Source organism: Klebsiella sp. JB_Kp004 (assembly GCF_040065795.1).
Lineage (GTDB): Bacteria > Pseudomonadota > Gammaproteobacteria > Enterobacterales > Enterobacteriaceae > Klebsiella > Klebsiella quasipneumoniae.
This window is the reverse complement of sequence record NZ_JBEAKW010000005.1, coordinates 95,359-113,257: the sequence shown is the minus strand read 5'-3', so window position 1 is coordinate 113,257 and position 17,899 is coordinate 95,359. Positions and strand designations below refer to the sequence as shown.

Genomic DNA, 17,899 nt, shown 5'->3' with positions numbered 1-17,899 from the left:
GTTTTTTGTGCGCTACAGAGCGCGATAAGGAATTTGAAGATTGAGCTGTAACCAGCCATCGGTCTCACCTGCCGGCACAGCAGAAACGGCGAAATAACTCAGCTTTCCGTCGTCCTTAAACTCGAATAGCTCCGTTAGCTGATCGGCCGTTCGGGAGATAAGCAACGTCCCGGAACCGACCGGAACAAACAGCTGAATGATGAGTAAGCCCGTCCTATGGACTACCGGCCCGTCCCCGATCTCGGTTGCGCCAGCCTGCCCAGCAATGTTGGTTAGGCGGGCCCAGATATCGCGGTTACTGGGGTCAAATACCGGGCCATTGGGATAATCCACCGCATCAGAGGCAATAGCGGTCTGTGCCGCCATTCGGGAAATGACAGCGTTTCTGATTTCTGTAAAGGTCATTTGTAGGCCTGAATCACGCCATTAAACGAGACGGCATAGACGCCTGTCGGCGCCTGTGTTGAGTGGCCATTCTCCAGAGGCACGGAGTAAGGCAGGTTCGACTGGATGTAAATCACCGAGTAGGCTGGCGCCTGGTCAATAATATTTTTGCCATTAAGAAACGTCATTGCCCCGCGCGGATCCGGTTCGGTCGGGACGGAGTGATCGGGTTCGCCGATGCTGACAAAATGCGATGCCCTGAAGGTTCCTGCGCGATACTCAGCCGGCCGCCTGATATCCATGCTGTCATTAACACGGACTTTCTTCCTGAGCCTTCCGGTTTTGGTCAGGTTAGCAGGATCGGCATAAAGAGATTCGTTCCATTCACCTACCGCTTTGTTGTATTGAACCGCGGTCGCGTTGATGGCCCACAGCTCCGGGTTTCCTACCGGCGAACGTTGAACAATTTCATTCAGCAGTTGAATGGCGATTGTCCGCTGGCGTAGTTTGACATCTTCGGCCACCAGCCCGGCGAATGCCGCCGGGTCAATGTTCCAGCCCTTAGCCATATCACACCCTCCGCAGTTGAATGGAGTACGCAGCGCCAGCAGAGTCGGCAGAAGCGGTTATGATGTCGTAATGCTGAAGCGCACCCGTAATCGGATCCGGTGCGATGATGATATGCCCGACGGCCGGCTTATCAGTCACCTCGTTAACCAGGGCGGTTAGCTTCACATCACCATGCAGAATGTTAACGCCATCGATACGGCGCAGTTTATAACGCGCCAGTACTCCACGCCCCGAGTAAGTCACCTGCGTTTCAGTGCCGGTTTCCGTCACAGGATCCCAGGCACCTCGAACGGTGTAGCTTCCGGCAAACTCGTTGACCGCATCCTGCAGATCGGTATCGAATGCTGCGGCGACCTCGGTCTGCAACTCGTCACGAATGCCCATATCACCCCCTCACCAGCCGCACCTTTGACTGACTAACGCCATAGGGCTTAAGCATGGCCAGCGCCAGCTGCAGGTCCGAATCAAGCAATGCCGAACTGTTGGTACCGAGTTCTGCGAAGGTCTTTGAAACAGAAACGTCGTCAGCGTCAACCGCCTTACTCAGCAATACCCCCGAATCAGTTTTCTGCTGATACAGCCCGCCATTTGCCGCCGACAGCGCCGCATAGGCGCCAGCTTGTTTCACATCGTCAGGAATGATGATTTCGTGAGTTGTCTTATCGCACGGCAGTTTCAGGTTAAGTCCATTCATCCAGGTATTGGCCATCAGCACAGATTTGGCTTTTTTGCTTTCATCTGTCCAGGTGGCACCGAGAATCGAATTGACAACTTCAACGGTGATGAAAGTGATCATGTATCACTCCATTTCTTTCCAGCCGTGCGCCTTCCAATTCTCCACTTCATCAGGGTGAACGTTGGCGGTATTGGGCGCACCCGGGAATGCCGGGAAATCGGTAACCATCACCACCAGTTGCGATGTGGTCGATACGGGTTCGTTGTTATCAGCCTGCGTAGACGCAGTTTGCTCAGCAGCTCGTTGGGCGCGCTGCTCTTTTGTTAATCCGGCCATTAGCCCTCCACTAAAAAAAGGGGCCGAAGCCCCTGTTTATCAGCCCAGCAACAACGCTGAGTGCGCCGACTTAACTGCCGCTACGCCCCAGGACAAACCGACTTCGTAACGCACCTGGCGATACTGGCGGTACAGTGCTACCTGGTAAGTAATGCCAGATACGGGGTCAGTAACGTTCATCACATCATCCGCAGTATCGCCGCCCTGCGGCATTGCCGGGGTTCGGGATGCAAGCAGGAATGCATTACGATCAAACGCCATGTTTGCGGTGTAGGCGCCACCAGCGGTAATAGCGGTGTTGTCGGCCAGTGCCTGACGTAAGCCAGGAGCAGCCAGGGTGATTGCTGTGGCCGTCGCAGCAGCAACAAGGTATTTATTGCTGTCCCCGTCAAACGTCACGATGTCACCCGCTGCAAAAGCACCTGTACCGGTATCAATCGCAATCAGAATATCGCCTTCAGCTTTTGCTCCATTCACCAGGTATCCGGCAGCCGGAGATGCAGCGCGTTTCTTAACATGTGCGGATTCGTGGATATTGAAACCTTCCAGTCGCCCCACGATACCTTCGCGCAGAAGCGCATCAGTACCGGATTCGTTTACTTTGAACAGAACAGACTGTTTACCGCGGAGGTTTGCGATAGCCGAAGAACCGAGAACCATCTGCAGATCAGTTGTCGGCGAACCGTTGTCAGAGAGAACCTGGCGCGCATTTGCCGCATCCGACAAATCACCTGCAATTCCGAAAGGAGCGGTGCCGGCCGTACCAACAGCACGAGAGGATGCGAAATACAAAGCCGCGAGATCTGCATCCATCTCATTAGCCAGCGCGCGAAAAGCCTGTTTAAACTGATCGGCAAGGATGGTGTTGTATGTCCCTGCGGGCCCCAGCGCCAGTTGTTCCTCACCGTTCCATTTGACCGGGGCCATTTTGGATTTGGTGATTTTGACATCAACGGTGCCGATCGTTTGGTCGCCGTCATTTGGCGCAGTAGCCCCCGGGGTAATATCAACAGTGGTTGCCGGTGGCGCAACCGGCGCAGTAACAGTCTGGTCCTTCGCCGCCGCATCAGCTTTAGCATTGCGCGATACAGCCGGGATAAAACCGACCTGTTCGCGAGATACGGTATCCAGAGCCGTGAAGATAGTCGGGATCAACCCGGTAAGCGTATTAGCCATGTGTATAGATTCCTTGGAGATTAAAATATAGGGTTGGTTGAGCTATCCAGCTCTGGCACCAGCAGCCATCCGGCGGCGGGCAAAGAATTAATCGACGATGGTGATACCGTCTTTGAGAGTTGATTGCTGATCTGTTGGACTCAAACTGGTAAACGCATCGCGTTTCATCGTTTTCTGCCCGAGTGAATGCTGAGACTGCCGTGAGCCGCCTCCCTGGTTGCCGCTGGCCTTCAGAATGTGGTCTTTCTGTGGGTACTGCTCCACCAGGAACTCCAGCGCCTCATCAAAGGCCGCTAGCTCGCCCGGTTTAGAGCGGGAATAAATTTTGTTGCCGGAGCCGTCATAGGCAACGACTTTCCCGTCCTCGACTTTGAAGGACTGACCGAACCGCGCCTGAAGCATATCTGCCGGGATTGCCACTTTATCTGCGATGAATTTCGAGCCAGAGAAACGGCCGCCGATCATTTCCTGATAAAGCTGGCCTTCAAGAGTCGTCGCACGCTGAGTAGCTTCATCAAGCTGCGCCTGGAAGGATTTGGTGATATCCGCTTTAACCTGATCAACCGCGCCTGCGTCGATCAGTTTTTTCTGGTCGATTTTAGTCATCATCTCCAGCGCTTCGAGCGCCTTAGCCGGATCACCGATTTTGGCAAACTTAGCCAGGCTGGCTTCAGCTGCTTCTTTGGCTTCACGATGAGATTTCGCCTCACCGTTCAGAGAAGAGATTTTTCCAACGGCCTGCACAGCATCAAACCCAACTTCCTGGCCGTCATCGTGGACGTAGACGGGTAAACCGCTGGAATCGACTTCTGCATAGCTTTTGCCGTTAACTTCGACTGTTTTCAGTTTCATGTGGTTACCTTTTTGTGGGCCATCCGACCGTTGCACCGCTCACCATCCGGATCACGGCAATAAAAAAGGCCGCCCGGAGGCAGCCTGTTGTGAAATTTAGATAATAAAAAAAGGCCGCCTTAGCGACCTTGATAGCGGTATTCGTAGTGATGCAGTTTCCCGTCTATTACTATCCTTTCTAGCGTATATATCAGAATATCCTGTTCGAGATCACAGGCATCAAATCCGTTATTAAACAATGGGGATGCATCAGAAACAGGCTGAGGAAATTGCACTCGCTCTAATGGCACTCCGTAGTCATCCGTGTGAAGGGGTACGGACTCACCATCTCGAGGCCCGCCTTTTAAGAAAATCTTCATGCTAAAGGTCTCCTGATCGATCATAAGCAAGTGTGGTGGCCGGTGCTGCCACGGCATTCTGATTCTTCAGAACGGCGGGGACTCACCGAGGTGAGTCTGGTTTCCGGCTTGCCCGTTTCTCACGGGACGCTTTGGCGCGCAGGTCAGCATCCTGCATTCACCACGAATTTACCCTATCACACTCTGGCATCCTTAAACGCCTGCGCGTCACGGTTGCGCAATTGGTCAAGCGTCAGCCACTCGCCCCTGTCGTTGTAGAACTCATCGGGCGACATGCCGCCGTCACGAATCAGCCGGGCCCGGGTTACGCCAACAATCTGGGTCTGTCGCGTGAACGACTGGCGCGAGAACCAGCCCTGATAATCGGTATCCGAAGGCACCTGCCCGTCCATGCTGGCGCGCGAGCTATCTGATACTTGCCCAACAGCAATACCCAGCTCATCAGACGATTTCAGGATGTAAGTTTCGACGCTGCGGCAGCAGAAATGGATTTTCCCGGGTCCCTGCAGATACGGCACCTTATGGCCGATCGGCTTGTTATCGAGTGTGTACTTGAGGCGGTCGCGAATCCGACAGTCTTTTGATGTACGGTTATCCAAAGTGGATAACCACTGCTTACCCTTCAAAATGTCATCATTCGCATCTGCAAAGCTTTTCCTGGCCGTAGAAGCAAGATGCCCCACAGCCGTTTTTGCAATACTGCTGGCATTGGTTCGGCTCATCTGCAGCGCGCCATCCTGATAACCACGGTTAGCATGACCTCGGACCTTTCTGGCGATTTGCTCATGCGTATCGCCCAGGAGAAAACCCTGCCGCACTGTATTGGAAATTCTTGCCATCCTGTCAGCTTCAAGGTTATCTGCCCACTCCGAAAGCAGGCGCCCCTGAAACGGCTGTGCCATCGCAGTTGCGTAAACGGCATCCGGTGAAATGCCCACCAGCGGGTGAAGCGATAGCACATCATCGGGGATCGCAAACTGGAACAGGCTCAGCTGAAAGCCTGCTTCGTACTGAGCGAGTTGCTGCAGCTCATCAGATAGTCCCGCGTACATTGACTGAACAGCCTCGCGATTGAGAGCTCTGACACTAACGAGCAACGCTTCCAGTCGCGACACGGTAAAGCTGTCAGCATCCAGGCTATCCATCGCCACCAGCAATCTGGCTGTCAGTTCCGCATCACTGTCATTCAGGATTTTTATCATCCTGTTTGCAACGCTGGTGCTGTACCGCGCTATCCATATCGCATGCGCTATCGATTCATCCTGAAGCTTGTCATTCGCCGTTGCCATATGCACCACCCGGGTTACTCAGTCCGCCGGCCAGCGTGACCTGCTGATTCCGCAACTCGTCGATTACTTCTTCGGGCTTCGCGTCCGGATCGATAAATTTGAGGGCCTGCAAAACGCGAACAGCATCGACCTGACGTATATCACCACCCTGACGGAGCGACTGAACAGCTGTTGCAGCTGCGGCATCAAACGTCTGGGCTGAAACATCCAGTTCGGTGCGTACATCAACATTGCCGCCTTCTTTCTCGCCCAGCCATTCCGCCATAATCTGCAGGATATTATCGAGCGCATCCTCAAGCGAGCTTGCCATGGTGTAGAGAGGTGAATTCTCCTGCATCCGCTCTTCGTGAGTCTGATCTAAGGATTTAGTCGATGTGTTTTCCGCGCGCAGCAGTTTTGCGCCGGCCTGACGCATCTGGTTTTCCAGATCCTCAAGGGAAATCTTACCGGCTTCAATCGCAGCCCCGGTATGCTCGACATATTCCAGTCCCTGCCGCTGGCGGTCATCGAAACGAGTCGCAGAGGAAGAACCTATCGTCAACGTTTCGCCATCAGCCAGACCGTAAGCCACCAGCAACGGCACGCGAGCGACATGAAGGATGTTGTCCTGTTCACTCTGACTCTGCCAGTGCTTGATATTCAGTAAGGCGAGATTAAGCAGTGGCGGTGAACCGCGCATAAAGCCTGTGCGTTTCGTGTAAAGCGTCACCAGGGGAATGTCATCGCGACTGGTTTCCCACTCGTCGTGAATCTTCCACTGGCTTTCGCCGTTATCACCTTTATTTCGGCGATAAATTTCAACCTTGCCCGGCATGATATGGCGTATTTGCTCAACTTTCGTTTGCCCGTAATCATCGCCATCAATAATGATGACCTCTCTGATACGCAGATCGGTCAACACCACTTTCCCTTTATCCACTTTCGATTTCCAGCCGATGACCTGGCGAGGATTTAACATCGTGGCATACGGGCGGGATCCCGCGGCTTTTTCGTCGGCTTTAGTTTTTACTGCCTCCCGGTCAATTTTCGGGAAATCCACCAGCGCATGTACCAGACCATACTGGAATCCGATGCTGAAAAACTGCTGCGCCCAGACATCGAGCCGGTTTCCTTCCATATCAATATCTGGCGACAGCTCCCGTATTTGTTCAGGAGAATCCTCACTCAATACCGTCGGCTCAGCAAACACTCGCCCGATGTTTTGTTTAATGGCCTCTTCATAGGCAGGGAGTAACGTTGCCGAAGCCAAACGCTCCTTATAACTTTCAGGATCTTCGTTCGGCCATTTCGGGAGATACTTCCTACCCTGCCGGCGCATTTCCAGCGTACCGCCCATCAGCGCATCATTAATATCCCATGCCTCAACCATGTCGTTATAGTCGAGGTTGGGCGTTGAAATATCAGGCATGGTTTTACATCCGCAGTTGGGTGACTTTTCCAGTCGGTTTGATGATCGGGAATTGCTTCACAATGAAATACCCACCGGCATCGTTGGGGTGATCGTTATCCGCCGTTTTATCCGGCTCACCGTTTTCGCCCCAAACCTGTTGCTCAAGCGATTCTGTGTACACCGGGCACCGCTTTACATTCACTTTGTAGCGACGTTCACCGTTACCATTGCAGAACATGGCATTCATCGCGTTGATGCGGTCTTTCACTGGCGGGTTTGATGCATTAACAACCACATTGAAGCCGGCCTGCTTAAGCTGAGCGATATCCGTGGCGCTGGCATTGCTGGATTTGCGGGAATCGCCGGAAGCGTCCGGGTAAATATAGATTTCCCGCACCTTGCGATAATCGTTGCCGTCGTACAGCCAGAACCGTTCTTTGATGATGCGGATCATGTCAGGGGTGTCGTAAGCCTTCACGATTTCATTAACCGCAAATGGAAGCCCCAGACGTAATACATGAACAATCCCGGCCATCTTCCCGACGTTGAAATCCATACCGATATACAGGGGCTCACCGGGTTGCTCTTCCTCCCTGCAGTTATTCAGCTTACGGTCAAACTGATGGTAAATCGTCCCGCTGGTCAGGTTGGTGAACTGGCCACGGAGATAAGCCTTGATCAGCTCCGGCGGGTATGACTCCATCAGCGACGGGATATAGTCCGGCGGCAGATTCTTTTCGTTGTCGAACGTCGATGCCTGCACCAGGCCGTAGAGCGTTGAGAGCGAAGGCTTATCGCGTACAGCCTTTGCGAACTGCTGATAAACGAATTTAAAGCCTTCCGGTGTCGTGGTGACGTCGATCCCGTTACGAAGACCGGCCACGTTGTAACGCATACGGGCAATGATTTTTCGCCAGGCTAACTGCGCCTTTTTGGCGGGCATTACGTCCAGCTCATCAATCAGCGCATTACCGATTTTAAAACCAACGATGGTTTGCGGTTTCTCCATCGAGCGGCAAATCGTCGTTCCGCGATACTGGCGCCCGGCGTAGAAGTGAACCTCTTTGTTTCCCTCGTTGATTTTGACATTCAGCCCCCAGTCGTGGGCCACCTCCTCAACAGTGGGATAAAAGATGTCACGGATCTGCGGATACGTTGGCGCAAAGTAACCCTGGTTGATTTTGGGGTGTTCCCACATCCCTTTGCAGATTCCACCACAACCGACCCACGTCTTACCGGAACCAAACCCGGCCACATAGGCCTTAAACTTGTACTGCATTGCAAGGAATTTGGCCTGAGGGATGTTAAGCGTCGGTGCTATCGCCATCCTCTTCCCTCACTCGTGCATCGACTACGTTGATATTGATTGCAACTGGCGTTGGTTCGTCATCCTCCGGATCAGCAGCCAGCTCTTTGCGTAATTTTTCGACCTCCAGCTGCCGGCGCTCAATTTCAATCAGCTGCAGACGCTGGGCGAACTCGCTATCAGCCAGGCCGAGCCGTTTCATCACCGCCTCGTACATTCGCTCGCGACTAATAGCGGTAATCTCTACGCCATTCTTCCCAAGCTTCACACCGGAATAGGCAAGCGCAGCATCCGGCGCCAGCTTACGCGTATCGGCGAAGAAAGGCTGGCCTACACCATCACCATTGCAGCGGGGGCATTCCGGGTTAGGTGCGCTGGTGTGGTCGTAACCGTAGCCGCCATCATCCAAAGGCTCTCGACGTTTTCGCTCAAGCGCTTCGAGTCGCTTCTCTTCGTACTCAACAGCGTCACGCCATTGATACTGGTGACCGAAGCCCCAGCAGTAACGACAGCTTCCGCGACGATACTGCGATAGCTGGTTGGCATCGAAGGTGGCCAGGCGCCACATCTGCTCAAGCACTTCATCAGCGCTGCCAAGCGTGCGCACAATGGATGCTTTCTGCTGCTGCGCAATGGCCTGCGCAATACTAACTTTTGCTAACAGCCTTGCTCCCTGTTCATTCGCTGTCTTCTTGCTGTACCCGACACGGATAGCGGCCTGTGTGGCGTTGTTGTCCTTCAGGTATTCCGCGACAAATAAACGTTGTTGATCGGTGAGGCCATCATCATCCACCAGCTCTTCTGCGCACTTTTCCTTTTGCGCAGTGCGCAATTTCTTCTGCGCAGGTTTTTGCGCAGTGGGTTTCTTGATGTATCGGCGGGCAGTAGCGTAATTCAGTCCCTGCGCTTCACACCAATCCTTCGGTGATACGCCGGTTGCGGCATGATCGGACAGGAACCGTTGCTGAAGCTCGCCCCAGTCCGGTTTTGCCATGGATTATTCCTATTTAACGTGAGGGAGAAAAAGGAATTACTGATTCTCCATAAAATATTCACTTTTATGTTTTGGAATTAAGGCTCTTTAGTTCAGGAGTTATTATGAAAAGAATTATGCTTGCTGTTTTTGTGATCTGTGGTGCGCTGTCACTTTCAGGATGTATCCTTCCCCCTGGTCCCCATGGAGGCGGACATGGTGGAGATCACTTCCATGGTCCTGAGCATCGTTAATCGCCTGAGGGCTTTCATTTTACAAATGATGAAAAAGGCCGCAAAAATATGCGGCCTTTAGTTACTACCAGCTAGCGTATAAAGAATCTCTCAGGAGCCACCCGGGAGAGGTTCATCTATACGGCTAACTGACCTCTGCCGTTCTGGTGTTGGCAGGCAGAGACGTTATGAGAGTAGTAAGTATTTCAAAATTCACCGGGATAAACAGACAATGATGTCAGTTACCCCGTGTAACTGGTAATTGGTGATTGATTGAACTGTCAGCTCAGACGATTTGTCTGATGGTCATTATCACATGCACTCTATGAACGCCTGCTGTAATGCCTTAGCTGACCTGCTCAGCGGCAGTATCAAACAGCGCCAGCGCTTCGGTCGCTTCCTGGATTGCCTTACGGGTCTTCGAGACAATCTCACTTTCCGTGAAAACACGATCGAAAGAGTCAGCGAATAGCTCAGACTTCAGATAGCTGTCGCCTACCCAGTCAATGGCTAACTTCGCCGCTGCAGTGTCGTAATTCACTTTCTTGATAATATCCAGGCGGATTTGCTCAGATGCGGTGATCTCTGACATGTCTTACCTCTTTGATAAATAATACATACAGAAAGGCCCTGTATTAACAGGGCCTTTTATCGTCAAACTTTAGGGAACCAACGCTACAAGCCAGGTAAAGCAATGACACCCTGACTTTATACTAAAAAGTGACTCATATTAGAGCTTATGGTGATCATCCATAAAACCAGCCTGCGACACCAAGGAACATAGCTGACAGAAAACAACAAATTGCAGTTTTATGCATCAATACACCGTAAAAGGCGCAAGATATCACGACAAGAAGTACAATAAGGACAGGCCACATACTAAACAAAAGAATAGCATATGACTCTGAATTATTATAAATATTATTTTGCACTAGCATCATAATCCTTCTACGGTGTTTGAAAGCATTGCAATGATGCTAATTTTAAATTCCAACAGCGAATTTATAATAAATAGAAACCACCAAACCAACGAAAAATCACTTTTACCAAACAAAAATCATTATCAAGAAGATTCAACTACAACCCAAATATTCAACCCGTGTATATAACGCTGCACCGGAACACAAACAAATACACCTTCATTTAAACTTACTGACTTTATTATACTACCCGCAGGAGGAAAAACATCCCCACTCCCAGGCAACTTGTTAATTTGTTCAGTACCATATCGATAATACTCTGGAAGTTGTGGAAGTTTGCACTCAGTCATAATTAGCAGCTCATTTTATAAGAACTCAATGTAGCATACATGATGAACTAAAAAACCCACATTGCAAACAATATATTTCGTTAAAGTGAAAAACATTGCTTCGCGAGGAGATTTTTTTGTTCACAGCTTCTCTTACCCTCTAAATTCCCTAAGGTTTTACCTAATATCTTAATTTTGAAATGGTAGAAATATTATGAAAGTTACAGACGTACAATCCATGAAGCATACACTCGCTACGCTTGTTATATCCGAAATGTTATCTAAACTAACTTATGACTTTGCTCTGCCATGACAAAGTCCACTGTTCTACCCGTGAGCTCAGGGATGAGCCACTTCCTATAGTGTCATACCATCCATTTTTTCTCAAAACCAGTAGAAAAACACCTCGAAATCTGACTAAACTCCGACATTGGCTGCCCCTGCAGCGCCCCGTCAATTTGTCGGATTTACTCCACGGGTTTTTTTATCACCTGAAGCTGCTGGGCAAAGGCTCCAAGAATCCAGCCCACCAGCGGTACACATTCCCGGCATCCAGAAGCAGGATACCTGAGAGATGTTATATCCTTCGAACATATGAGGAATGTATCGTAAGTAGTTCTATTCAAAGGTGAGTTCATCAAGCCTTAATGGTTTTCTTATAAAAGCCTTTTGGCATTCGATTATGAGTATCTGCCCCTCGCACAATGAGCAAAACACAGGAGAGGATTTACCGGAATCACCATTTCCACAGGTGAGCTCCTAACCCCATAAATAGTGCGCCCAACCGTGTTATCTCTGATAAATTACATAAAAGGCCTTGCGTTTACTTACCCGTGGACCTCAAAGATGAGGCCATTTATTTAACTCAATGAGCAGGGGTAATGCTACGGCAGTTGGCTTGCACTGCTTTGTTGTGCGCCAGAATGTCGCGCTTGGTCTGCATATCCAGCACGTCGATATCGTGGTCGGTCAAGTAGATGACCCTCACCCAGTTGCACGCCGTATCAACGACTACCGGGGCGGGTGAAGTGCTCGCGCAGCTCCCGATCAACATTGTTATCAGGCATATAGCTAACAGTCTGCTGTACATCAATGGCCCCTTTCACAACTTCCGCCTTACGTTCTGCCGCGGCGACGGTGGCGGCGGCATTCTCTTCGGTACGCTGCAGATCGGCTTTGGCTTCTGCCTTACTGGTACCGCGAGCATGACCAATACCGAACGCGCCAGCTATAGCGCCCAGGATGACGACCACCAGCCCAGCAATAATTTCGAAGCTCACTGCTGCGGCTCCTTCAGTTCTTCGGCCTTAGCTTTCAATGCTGGCTGGCGTACGTATTGCGAAAGCACCGCCAGCACCACCAGCGCAGGGCTAATCAACGCAACAATGTTTGGAGGCAGAATGTTTTTGATATCCGGCGGCAGCATCGCCCAGGCGTGCAGCGCAGCATCCGGGAACGACTGCGCCCACATGCCAACCAGCGCACCGATAGCCCCCAGCTTTACAGACCACGTTTTCAGCAGCAGGCTGGCATGGGCAACGAACTCCAGCCGGGTATATTTGCGCAGCAGTAACAGAACGAGCACAGCCACCACCACGAGCAAAGCGAAGATGATCATATTCATAGCACGCGCTCCTTAACCCAGCCGTAGAGGAAATCCTCGTTGGCTTCGCGGCCCTCCGCCAGTTCGAGGTATCTGGCGCCCTGGCTGCAGTTCAGCGCACGTAACAGAACCTGTTCCCCCTCTTTCCCGCGGGCTGAAAGATATCCCTTAAGCGCAGTGATGGTTCGGGGGCCAATTGCGCCATCCGGGATCAGATCGGGATACAACTTCCCACGCATGTTAAGGGCAGTGAGCCAGCGCTGGAAAAACTTACTTGCAACCGATGGCCCCATGTTCACGCCAGTGTCGCAAAGCTCATCTGCCAGTAACGTAGATAAACTTGCCACCTGATCGAATCGGGGGCCGGTCCAGTAATCGCTGAGCAGAATTTGCTTTGCTGTTTCCCTGGGCAGGTTTCTCATATCACCGGTGTAACCATGTGCTCGAGCTGTGGTCTGCGTGATGCCCCAGCGGGTCGGCCCGCCTTTATCCGACGGATGATCGACATAACCACCCTCTTTGCCGAGGATCCCCTCGATAGTCTTGTCTGCTGTCATTGTGCTTTCACTCCGGTGATTCGTTCCCAGAAATACGTGAGCGCTACGGAACCCATAGCACCACTGATACCGGCAGTGGCCAATATCATGTAAATACTCAGGCCACCTTCAATGCTGATGAGCCCACCAATAACCCCGGTAAAAGCCGAAACCACAATCTGCGCAAAAGCATTTATCCAGCTCCATTTTGCTTTGCCCTGCTTTACATCCATCAGGAATCGGACAAGGCCGCCCCAACCAGCAATGATCAGCAGAGCCAGCCAGGTGATTCCGGCCATGCTCTCTTTGTCTTGCATATGCTTTGCCATAGGTTCACCTCCGGGTTAACGGGGTGCTGTGAGTTTGATAAGGATCAGGACCGGCGGGAGGAATACTCATCAATGGTGATTCCGGGTACCTGAAAGAAAAAAACCACCTGTGCGAGGTGGTTGGGAAATTCAATACGAGCTATGTATCAGTGGATAGTGTATGGTTGCGGACCATTCATCAGGAAATGTCATATGCAACAACGCAAAAACTCAAAAAACAATCGCAACTACCTCATCAAATGTACCTGCCCTAACTGCATCAACCAATCAGAACATAGTTACACCCGAGTCCAAAAAGGTTCTGCGCTGATGTGCCCCCACTGCAGTAAGATTTTCACTCAAGACAAACTCCCTCTAGCTTAGGCTTTACGTAATCATAGTATCGGTAAAGCATCCACTGTTGTGCCCGTCTTGATTAGAAAAGTGAGTCCGTTAGCTAAATTCCGCCAAGACTGGTATAGGCCTACAGACTGAACTTTTGACGTGCAGGGCCCCAGAAGACAGCAGGCCTACCGTAATGGAAGGCCATAAGGGGTTATGCTGCATGTGGGGTGCCAGATAACGACAGGTAATTCTTCGGTCAGTCATCATGGCTCGCGCTGAGGATTCACATCTTAGTGTTTACCCCTTCGCCAGCCAGATGAAGGTATAGCTTTTTTTGATTTTTTCTTTTAGCTGTTACGAGGAAAAAAAGAAGCCCGCTGAGAGAGGCGGGCTGAAGTTGGCATTTCAAGGAGCAACGGTAAGAGCGCGCCTGATTGTCCGAGCTACCGATTTACCAGGATGCATTTGTTTTTACCGTTACGTTCTTTAAACATAGAAGGGTAACTGTAAACAGTAAACCCAACATGAATCTTAAATATGTTTAGTGGCAGTGTGGTGCCGGGTGCCTCCCGGTGAGCATGCCCCAGTCGGCATGGCCCGCGCTGCATTTACAGGTTTCTGTAACTGACTGGTCGCCCCTCCGCATAGGGGGATTCACCACATCAATACGTTATGTTGCAAACGTAGCTAGCGTCAATACACTCTGCATACATTGCTATCGAAGAGCGACTAATCACAGGCATAAAAAACCCGCAGTTTATGCGGGTTTATGACTTCGCAGCTTAGATTATCTGAATGCTGAATTCAGAGAAACTTCAGCATCCGGTTCGTGCGTAATTCTGTTTCTCAGATCCCGGCGAATTATCTCAATGGACCAGAACCACACCAGGTGTCCAAATATTTCAGAAACGTTTTCATACCATGGTAGTTCGAACAACGGTGGGGTTAGGCCCATAAGCGGAAACGAAATCATATGGACAAACAGTTGTGCGAGTGCACCAGCAAGCAAACCCTGCCACAGCTTAATTTTTGGAAACACCTCGGCAACTACACAATACCCAACCGCGAACACGATGGAGAATATGATATGTGTTACGCCTACCCAGTTAAACACATGTCCGGCGAAGGTATAGACAGCCGCATTTGGATCGGTCAGCCCTAACCAATCACGCAGAAAAATATAAGGAGGGTTAAGGAAGTTTCTGGAGCAATCAATCTGCCCGACAGCTCGAATTAATGACTCTGGTCCACAGGCACTGGTAAACATATCGACAGGACTACGCGGTGGTAATGGTACTTCAGCACCCCATTTAACAAATGCTGAAACCACCCCAGAAATAAGCCCGATAAACAATGCAACACCATAATGCCGTCTGCGAGGTTCGGTTCGCACAAAAATATCTTTTAACGCCATAAAGCCATCACTTATAAAGAATATTTACAGTTCCTTAATATTCCTTAAGTTTGGCGCATGACATTTTGATTCAGATCACACTTTATAGCCGATTTCAGGCATTTGTTTTCAAAAACATAAAACCCTGCAGTAGCAGGGTTTATATGAATGTTTTCGTTCAGGCGTTTTATTCCACGATTTAAAATATACACGACAAATTCGGACAAAATCAAGCATTGTGCGCTTAAAATGCAAAATAATGCGCCCATTTACTCAATCAGCTGTTGCTCGTTGAAACTCTTTATCTGCCCTCTCCTCTTCCTTCCAGCACAGGTCCACCAGCGCATCGCAGAAAGGTTTCCAGTTGCGTGTCCATGTTCTGATGTGCAGGTCTGGGATAAGCGTCAGAATCGCTTTATAAGCAGCCGTAGACGGCATCGTTGAAAAGCCATTCCCCGAACAGCGCTCACAGATTTTATAAACCGGTGCTCCCTGCTCTTTTGTCGCTTTGCGGTCCAGAACCCGGCCAGAACCACCACAGCGGCAGCGAGCATTTATTTTCCCCTTACCGTCACAGGCTTCACATTTAGCGCTTATGCTGGCTGTTACTTCAGTCCACTTATCCCAGTCGGAAGGACGGACAGCACGGGATTTTTTAGCCCAATATGGTGCTTTGCCCCACGGATTAGAAACTTTGCGTTCCGTGGTAGTGGTTTTAATCTTTCCGTTGCCATTGCATACCCGGCAGGCACCCGTTGTTTCCGCGGACCGGGAATAATCCGCAAAAGCAAACTGCGCCAAAATCAGGCAGCAGTGCCCCAGCTCTTTACCCGCGGTTTTGCGTACGTTCTTCGGTGCAGTTTCAATCGCATACCGCGCTAGCACCTGGACGGCCAATTGCTCATCTGTCCTACTAATGCCAGTCTTTCCAAAGAACGCTGCCAGCCCGAACCTTGCCCTGCTGCTTGTCACACCAATACCAGCCATAACATCCGTACCGTTGAGGCGATCAGGTGATGTGCCTTTCACATCTTCGCCGATGTGCATACCCTGGGGGCTGAAATGTTTTAAGGATGCTTCGAGTTTCATGCTTTCAGTAACCCCTCTTTTTTCCATATAGCCAATGTTCTGATCACACCTTCAGCATGCATCAGGCGCAGTTCGTCGCGTGTGTAATCGGTGGTTCTCTTTCTGCCATCGATGAGATCGTGGCAAGCACTGCAGGCAATTGCCCCCTGAGTGTCGTCCGGCTTACATCCAGTACCGCACGTCCCTGCCAGTCGGTAATGCGCCAGCACACTGGTTTCCGGGTTGCCGTTGCAGTAACCAGGGATCCGCACTGTGCATTCGCGGCCTCGAGCCGCTTTGCGAAGGTTCGCCATACTCACCCCCACATCCTGTTGCGCCAGCGAGAGTCTGGGCGCGGCGGATTTTTGTCCTCCACCAGCTGCGCTCTGACGGTCCATGTCATAAAGTCAGGGTTTAAGCTTCGTTCAACCTTTACGCCCCGCTGACGATATCTCGCTACCAATTCTTCGGCCTGCTGCGTTGTGCATTCGAGATGGTGAAACCATGAGCGTTTCATCGGCCTCCCCCCGCGAAGCTTAAAAGCTGGTTGGCGGCGTTCTCAGCTTCCTGCAGGCTGTTGAACGAACGAGAGAGGATCCACCGCCAGAGAACATCCAGCGATGCTTTATACAGTTCCTGGAACTCGCATTCGTCCATACTGGCGAAAGAAATGCTGTGAGGGTGTTTTTTCAGCGTGCCGTCCGGCAGCTGTATGGCGTCATAGTGGCCGGCTTCAACGATGACCCACGCCCGGTAAGCATCGAAAGATTTGCAAATACTGATATAGCCGGATCGCTTCTCGGCTATTCGGTCGAGATATTGCCCGGCGGCATCAAGTAACGCCGATTCACTCCCGCCATATGCAGCAAGGTATTTGGCGTAACCTGTGATAAGCCTGCGCTCATTAGACGAAATCGCCCCGCCGGTAGGTTCCCAATATTCAAAACCGAGATTGAGTAAAGCAAAGTAACGGCGATGAAACGCCGGATTACGGACAAGTTTAAAGTCGGCCTCCAGAACGGCGCCGAGCTTGCATTTTGATTGTAGAAATTCGCTGGTCTCCTGCGTGGCAGGGATCAGTAAACCTTGTGACTGCTTTATTAAGTGCAATTGCGCCATGGTTTCTCTCCGTGGCGCAGTAGGTTAACGGTTGTTCAGGCCGTTGATTTCATATTATCAGAAGGTGGGATAACTCGGTAGCCGAGGCGATGCAGAAAACTGGTCATTGTGTTGAGATTAAATATTCCCTCGTCCTCAAGTAGCGGTCGCATAGAAGTAATCCCGCTAGCCGTGTACACCAGGGCTCGGCCAGCGGCCCTGATACTGCCCACAATTTCACCTGTAGAACGTTTAACCAGATCGTAATACTCGTCACTCTCACTGCGCATCCCTACCTCCCGGAAGCAAAATCATATACTGTGCTTTTATACAGTATAAATTAATGTTGAATCACTTACATGTGAAAATTACACGGTATGAGGGATATGATGGCAGATGAAGATCACCCTACAAGCCACTATTTTCAAAAGAGATTATCACAATTGAAAGTTTGGGAATTTTGTTTAACTTTCATGGCTAACGGAGTGAAAAGTTTTGCGCGGTTGTCGACGGCATATTTTGTGTATCGTATAAGCCCCTATTTACCAGTGCAAAAAAGAAAACCCGCCGAAGCGGGTTTTCTCATGCTGCCTTACCATTTCTCTCTGTCAACTTTGGCAAAATTGAAAGTAGAAGGCTATCCAGTTGTATAGTCTGGCAGTTTAGAAGAGACGACTACCACTGGGTAAGTTGCATTGACGCCATACTCAAGTAGTGAGCTAACCCGCCAGGCATTAACTAACCACTTTATTATG

The 17,899-nt window shown here is 50.7% G+C and carries 26 protein-coding genes; 2 read left to right on the top strand and 24 right to left on the bottom strand.

Annotated elements, in window-relative coordinates:
- Positions 1 to 12: 12 nt before the first annotated feature.
- From ABLX76_RS06640 to ABLX76_RS06555, 18 genes are all read right to left on the bottom strand, one after another.
- Positions 13 to 405: a phage tail terminator-like protein gene (locus ABLX76_RS06640; protein WP_004146196.1), complete on the bottom strand. Its 393-nt coding sequence runs from the start codon at positions 403 to 405 to the stop codon at positions 13 to 15.
- Positions 402 to 953 carry a hypothetical protein gene (locus ABLX76_RS06635; protein ID WP_040182780.1) on the bottom strand — a complete coding sequence of 184 codons (552 nt, stop codon included), beginning with the start codon at positions 951 to 953 and terminating at the stop codon, positions 402 to 404. The genes ABLX76_RS06640 and ABLX76_RS06635 overlap by 4 nt, the downstream gene beginning before the upstream one ends.
- Before the next feature lies 1 nt (position 954).
- Complete coding sequence (locus ABLX76_RS06630; protein ID WP_072413060.1) at positions 955 to 1,338, bottom strand: glutamate 5-kinase; 384 nt, start codon at positions 1,336 to 1,338, stop codon at positions 955 to 957.
- A gap of 1 nt (position 1,339) precedes the next feature.
- A complete protein-coding gene (locus ABLX76_RS06625) occupies positions 1,340 to 1,750 on the bottom strand; it encodes a protein singed (protein WP_072413059.1) in 411 nt (136 codons plus the stop codon).
- Positions 1,751 to 1,753: 3 nt separating this feature from the next.
- Positions 1,754 to 1,966, bottom strand: coding sequence for a hypothetical protein (locus ABLX76_RS06620; RefSeq protein WP_072413058.1), 213 nt, complete (start codon positions 1,964 to 1,966; stop codon positions 1,754 to 1,756).
- Positions 1,967 to 2,005: 39 nt separating this feature from the next.
- Positions 2,006 to 3,142, bottom strand: coding sequence for a P22 phage major capsid protein family protein (locus ABLX76_RS06615; RefSeq protein WP_004184463.1), 1,137 nt, complete (start codon positions 3,140 to 3,142; stop codon positions 2,006 to 2,008).
- An 87-nt stretch (positions 3,143 to 3,229) separates the two neighbouring features.
- Positions 3,230 to 3,994 (bottom strand): DUF6651 domain-containing protein, encoded by a 765-nt coding sequence (locus tag ABLX76_RS06610; protein WP_012967904.1) that lies wholly within the window; start codon positions 3,992 to 3,994, stop codon positions 3,230 to 3,232.
- A 119-nt stretch (positions 3,995 to 4,113) separates the two neighbouring features.
- Entirely contained in the window at positions 4,114 to 4,353 is a 240-nt protein-coding gene (locus tag ABLX76_RS06605; RefSeq protein WP_089849715.1) for a hypothetical protein, read from the bottom strand.
- Positions 4,354 to 4,529: 176 nt separating this feature from the next.
- On the bottom strand, positions 4,530 to 5,642 hold the full coding sequence (locus tag ABLX76_RS06600; RefSeq protein WP_072413056.1) for a phage minor head protein: 1,113 nt from the start codon (positions 5,640 to 5,642) through the stop codon (positions 4,530 to 4,532).
- Positions 5,626 to 7,050, bottom strand: a complete 1,425-nt coding sequence (locus ABLX76_RS06595) for a DUF4055 domain-containing protein (protein WP_072413055.1) — start codon at positions 7,048 to 7,050, stop codon at positions 5,626 to 5,628. Before ABLX76_RS06595 ends, ABLX76_RS06600 begins: the two co-directional genes overlap by 17 nt.
- 4 nt (positions 7,051 to 7,054) lie before the next feature.
- Positions 7,055 to 8,359 (bottom strand): terminase family protein, encoded by a 1,305-nt coding sequence (locus tag ABLX76_RS06590; RefSeq protein ID WP_072045687.1) that lies wholly within the window; start codon positions 8,357 to 8,359, stop codon positions 7,055 to 7,057.
- A complete protein-coding gene (locus ABLX76_RS06585; RefSeq protein ID WP_072413054.1) occupies positions 8,337 to 9,332 on the bottom strand; it encodes a terminase small subunit in 996 nt (331 codons plus the stop codon). Before ABLX76_RS06585 ends, ABLX76_RS06590 begins: the two co-directional genes overlap by 23 nt.
- A 558-nt stretch (positions 9,333 to 9,890) precedes the next feature.
- Positions 9,891 to 10,136 carry a DUF2560 family protein gene (locus tag ABLX76_RS06580; RefSeq protein ID WP_004184480.1) on the bottom strand — a complete coding sequence of 82 codons (246 nt, stop codon included), beginning with the start codon at positions 10,134 to 10,136 and terminating at the stop codon, positions 9,891 to 9,893.
- 1,522 nt (positions 10,137 to 11,658) lie between these two features.
- The gene (locus ABLX76_RS06575; RefSeq protein WP_072023041.1) at positions 11,659 to 11,847 is read right to left on the bottom strand and encodes a hypothetical protein; all 189 of its coding nucleotides are present in this window, start codon (positions 11,845 to 11,847) and stop codon (positions 11,659 to 11,661) included.
- A complete protein-coding gene (locus ABLX76_RS06570) occupies positions 11,798 to 12,073 on the bottom strand; it encodes a hypothetical protein (RefSeq protein WP_072413053.1) in 276 nt (91 codons plus the stop codon). Before ABLX76_RS06570 ends, ABLX76_RS06575 begins: the two co-directional genes overlap by 50 nt.
- Positions 12,070 to 12,417, bottom strand: a complete 348-nt coding sequence (locus ABLX76_RS06565; RefSeq protein WP_004206698.1) for a hypothetical protein — start codon at positions 12,415 to 12,417, stop codon at positions 12,070 to 12,072. The genes ABLX76_RS06570 and ABLX76_RS06565 overlap by 4 nt, the downstream gene beginning before the upstream one ends.
- Positions 12,414 to 12,953: a putative peptidoglycan-binding domain-containing protein gene (locus ABLX76_RS06560; RefSeq protein ID WP_060876946.1), complete on the bottom strand. Its 540-nt coding sequence runs from the start codon at positions 12,951 to 12,953 to the stop codon at positions 12,414 to 12,416. The genes ABLX76_RS06565 and ABLX76_RS06560 overlap by 4 nt, the downstream gene beginning before the upstream one ends.
- Complete coding sequence (locus ABLX76_RS06555; protein WP_024176410.1) at positions 12,950 to 13,249, bottom strand: phage holin family protein; 300 nt, start codon at positions 13,247 to 13,249, stop codon at positions 12,950 to 12,952. The genes ABLX76_RS06560 and ABLX76_RS06555 overlap by 4 nt, the downstream gene beginning before the upstream one ends.
- 153 nt (positions 13,250 to 13,402) lie before the next feature.
- On the opposite strand from ABLX76_RS06555, the gene ABLX76_RS06550 reads away from it, so the two are divergent.
- The gene (locus tag ABLX76_RS06550; RefSeq protein ID WP_306293433.1) at positions 13,403 to 13,624 is read left to right on the top strand and encodes a YnfU family zinc-binding protein; all 222 of its coding nucleotides are present in this window, start codon (positions 13,403 to 13,405) and stop codon (positions 13,622 to 13,624) included.
- Positions 13,625 to 14,372: 748 nt separating this feature from the next.
- On the opposite strand, the gene ABLX76_RS06545 is transcribed toward ABLX76_RS06550, so the two are convergent.
- The 6 genes from ABLX76_RS06545 to ABLX76_RS06520 all read right to left on the bottom strand — a co-directional run bounded on the left by ABLX76_RS06545 (position 14,373) and on the right by ABLX76_RS06520 (position 17,434).
- Positions 14,373 to 14,999 (bottom strand): YagU family protein, encoded by a 627-nt coding sequence (locus tag ABLX76_RS06545; RefSeq protein ID WP_348874258.1) that lies wholly within the window; start codon positions 14,997 to 14,999, stop codon positions 14,373 to 14,375.
- A 252-nt stretch (positions 15,000 to 15,251) separates the two neighbouring features.
- The gene (locus ABLX76_RS06540; RefSeq protein WP_072413052.1) at positions 15,252 to 16,067 is read right to left on the bottom strand and encodes an antitermination protein; all 816 of its coding nucleotides are present in this window, start codon (positions 16,065 to 16,067) and stop codon (positions 15,252 to 15,254) included.
- Positions 16,064 to 16,360, bottom strand: a complete 297-nt coding sequence (locus ABLX76_RS06535; RefSeq protein WP_072413051.1) for a DUF1364 domain-containing protein — start codon at positions 16,358 to 16,360, stop codon at positions 16,064 to 16,066. Before ABLX76_RS06535 ends, ABLX76_RS06540 begins: the two co-directional genes overlap by 4 nt.
- Before the next feature lie 2 nt (positions 16,361 to 16,362).
- Complete coding sequence (locus ABLX76_RS06530) at positions 16,363 to 16,563, bottom strand: hypothetical protein (RefSeq protein WP_072413050.1); 201 nt, start codon at positions 16,561 to 16,563, stop codon at positions 16,363 to 16,365.
- Positions 16,560 to 17,165, bottom strand: a complete 606-nt coding sequence (locus ABLX76_RS06525; protein ID WP_072413049.1) for a DUF1367 family protein — start codon at positions 17,163 to 17,165, stop codon at positions 16,560 to 16,562. The genes ABLX76_RS06530 and ABLX76_RS06525 overlap by 4 nt, the downstream gene beginning before the upstream one ends.
- Positions 17,166 to 17,200: 35 nt before the next feature.
- The gene (locus tag ABLX76_RS06520) at positions 17,201 to 17,434 is read right to left on the bottom strand and encodes a hypothetical protein (RefSeq protein ID WP_050888087.1); all 234 of its coding nucleotides are present in this window, start codon (positions 17,432 to 17,434) and stop codon (positions 17,201 to 17,203) included.
- Between the two features lie 96 nt (positions 17,435 to 17,530).
- Between ABLX76_RS06520 and ABLX76_RS06515 the strand changes: the two genes are divergently transcribed.
- Positions 17,531 to 17,797: a hypothetical protein gene (locus ABLX76_RS06515; protein ID WP_132349619.1), complete on the top strand. Its 267-nt coding sequence runs from the start codon at positions 17,531 to 17,533 to the stop codon at positions 17,795 to 17,797.
- Positions 17,798 to 17,899: the final 102 nt, after the last annotated feature.

What these genes read in the sequence shown, in the direction of transcription:
- ABLX76_RS06590 (WP_072045687.1), bottom strand. Translation starts at nt 8,359, where the DNA reads ATGGCGATAGCACCGACGCTTAACATCCCTCAGGCCAAATTCCTTGCA.
- ABLX76_RS06565 (WP_004206698.1), bottom strand. Translation starts at nt 12,417, where the DNA reads ATGAATATGATCATCTTCGCTTTGCTCGTGGTGGTGGCTGTGCTCGTT.
- ABLX76_RS06580 (WP_004184480.1), bottom strand. Translation starts at nt 10,136, where the DNA reads ATGTCAGAGATCACCGCATCTGAGCAAATCCGCCTGGATATTATCAAG.
- ABLX76_RS06560 (WP_060876946.1), bottom strand. Translation starts at nt 12,953, where the DNA reads ATGACAGCAGACAAGACTATCGAGGGGATCCTCGGCAAAGAGGGTGGT.
- ABLX76_RS06625 (WP_072413059.1), bottom strand. Translation starts at nt 1,750, where the DNA reads ATGATCACTTTCATCACCGTTGAAGTTGTCAATTCGATTCTCGGTGCC.
- ABLX76_RS06615 (WP_004184463.1), bottom strand. Translation starts at nt 3,142, where the DNA reads ATGGCTAATACGCTTACCGGGTTGATCCCGACTATCTTCACGGCTCTG.
- ABLX76_RS06620 (WP_072413058.1), bottom strand. Translation starts at nt 1,966, where the DNA reads ATGGCCGGATTAACAAAAGAGCAGCGCGCCCAACGAGCTGCTGAGCAA.
- ABLX76_RS06600 (WP_072413056.1), bottom strand. Translation starts at nt 5,642, where the DNA reads ATGGCAACGGCGAATGACAAGCTTCAGGATGAATCGATAGCGCATGCG.
- ABLX76_RS06635 (WP_040182780.1), bottom strand. Translation starts at nt 953, where the DNA reads ATGGCTAAGGGCTGGAACATTGACCCGGCGGCATTCGCCGGGCTGGTG.
- ABLX76_RS06595 (WP_072413055.1), bottom strand. Translation starts at nt 7,050, where the DNA reads ATGCCTGATATTTCAACGCCCAACCTCGACTATAACGACATGGTTGAG.
- ABLX76_RS06575 (WP_072023041.1), bottom strand. Translation starts at nt 11,847, where the DNA reads ATGTTGATCGGGAGCTGCGCGAGCACTTCACCCGCCCCGGTAGTCGTT.
- ABLX76_RS06535 (WP_072413051.1), bottom strand. Translation starts at nt 16,360, where the DNA reads ATGGCGAACCTTCGCAAAGCGGCTCGAGGCCGCGAATGCACAGTGCGG.
- ABLX76_RS06550 (WP_306293433.1), top strand. Translation starts at nt 13,403, where the DNA reads ATGTATCAGTGGATAGTGTATGGTTGCGGACCATTCATCAGGAAATGT.
- ABLX76_RS06520 (WP_050888087.1), bottom strand. Translation starts at nt 17,434, where the DNA reads ATGCGCAGTGAGAGTGACGAGTATTACGATCTGGTTAAACGTTCTACA.
- ABLX76_RS06545 (WP_348874258.1), bottom strand. Translation starts at nt 14,999, where the DNA reads ATGGCGTTAAAAGATATTTTTGTGCGAACCGAACCTCGCAGACGGCAT.
- ABLX76_RS06610 (WP_012967904.1), bottom strand. Translation starts at nt 3,994, where the DNA reads ATGAAACTGAAAACAGTCGAAGTTAACGGCAAAAGCTATGCAGAAGTC.
- ABLX76_RS06540 (WP_072413052.1), bottom strand. Translation starts at nt 16,067, where the DNA reads ATGAAACTCGAAGCATCCTTAAAACATTTCAGCCCCCAGGGTATGCAC.
- ABLX76_RS06630 (WP_072413060.1), bottom strand. Translation starts at nt 1,338, where the DNA reads ATGGGCATTCGTGACGAGTTGCAGACCGAGGTCGCCGCAGCATTCGAT.
- ABLX76_RS06605 (WP_089849715.1), bottom strand. Translation starts at nt 4,353, where the DNA reads ATGAAGATTTTCTTAAAAGGCGGGCCTCGAGATGGTGAGTCCGTACCC.
- ABLX76_RS06555 (WP_024176410.1), bottom strand. Translation starts at nt 13,249, where the DNA reads ATGCAAGACAAAGAGAGCATGGCCGGAATCACCTGGCTGGCTCTGCTG.
- ABLX76_RS06515 (WP_132349619.1), top strand. Translation starts at nt 17,531, where the DNA reads ATGATGGCAGATGAAGATCACCCTACAAGCCACTATTTTCAAAAGAGA.
- ABLX76_RS06530 (WP_072413050.1), bottom strand. Translation starts at nt 16,563, where the DNA reads ATGAAACGCTCATGGTTTCACCATCTCGAATGCACAACGCAGCAGGCC.
- ABLX76_RS06525 (WP_072413049.1), bottom strand. Translation starts at nt 17,165, where the DNA reads ATGGCGCAATTGCACTTAATAAAGCAGTCACAAGGTTTACTGATCCCT.
- ABLX76_RS06585 (WP_072413054.1), bottom strand. Translation starts at nt 9,332, where the DNA reads ATGGCAAAACCGGACTGGGGCGAGCTTCAGCAACGGTTCCTGTCCGAT.
- ABLX76_RS06640 (WP_004146196.1), bottom strand. Translation starts at nt 405, where the DNA reads ATGACCTTTACAGAAATCAGAAACGCTGTCATTTCCCGAATGGCGGCA.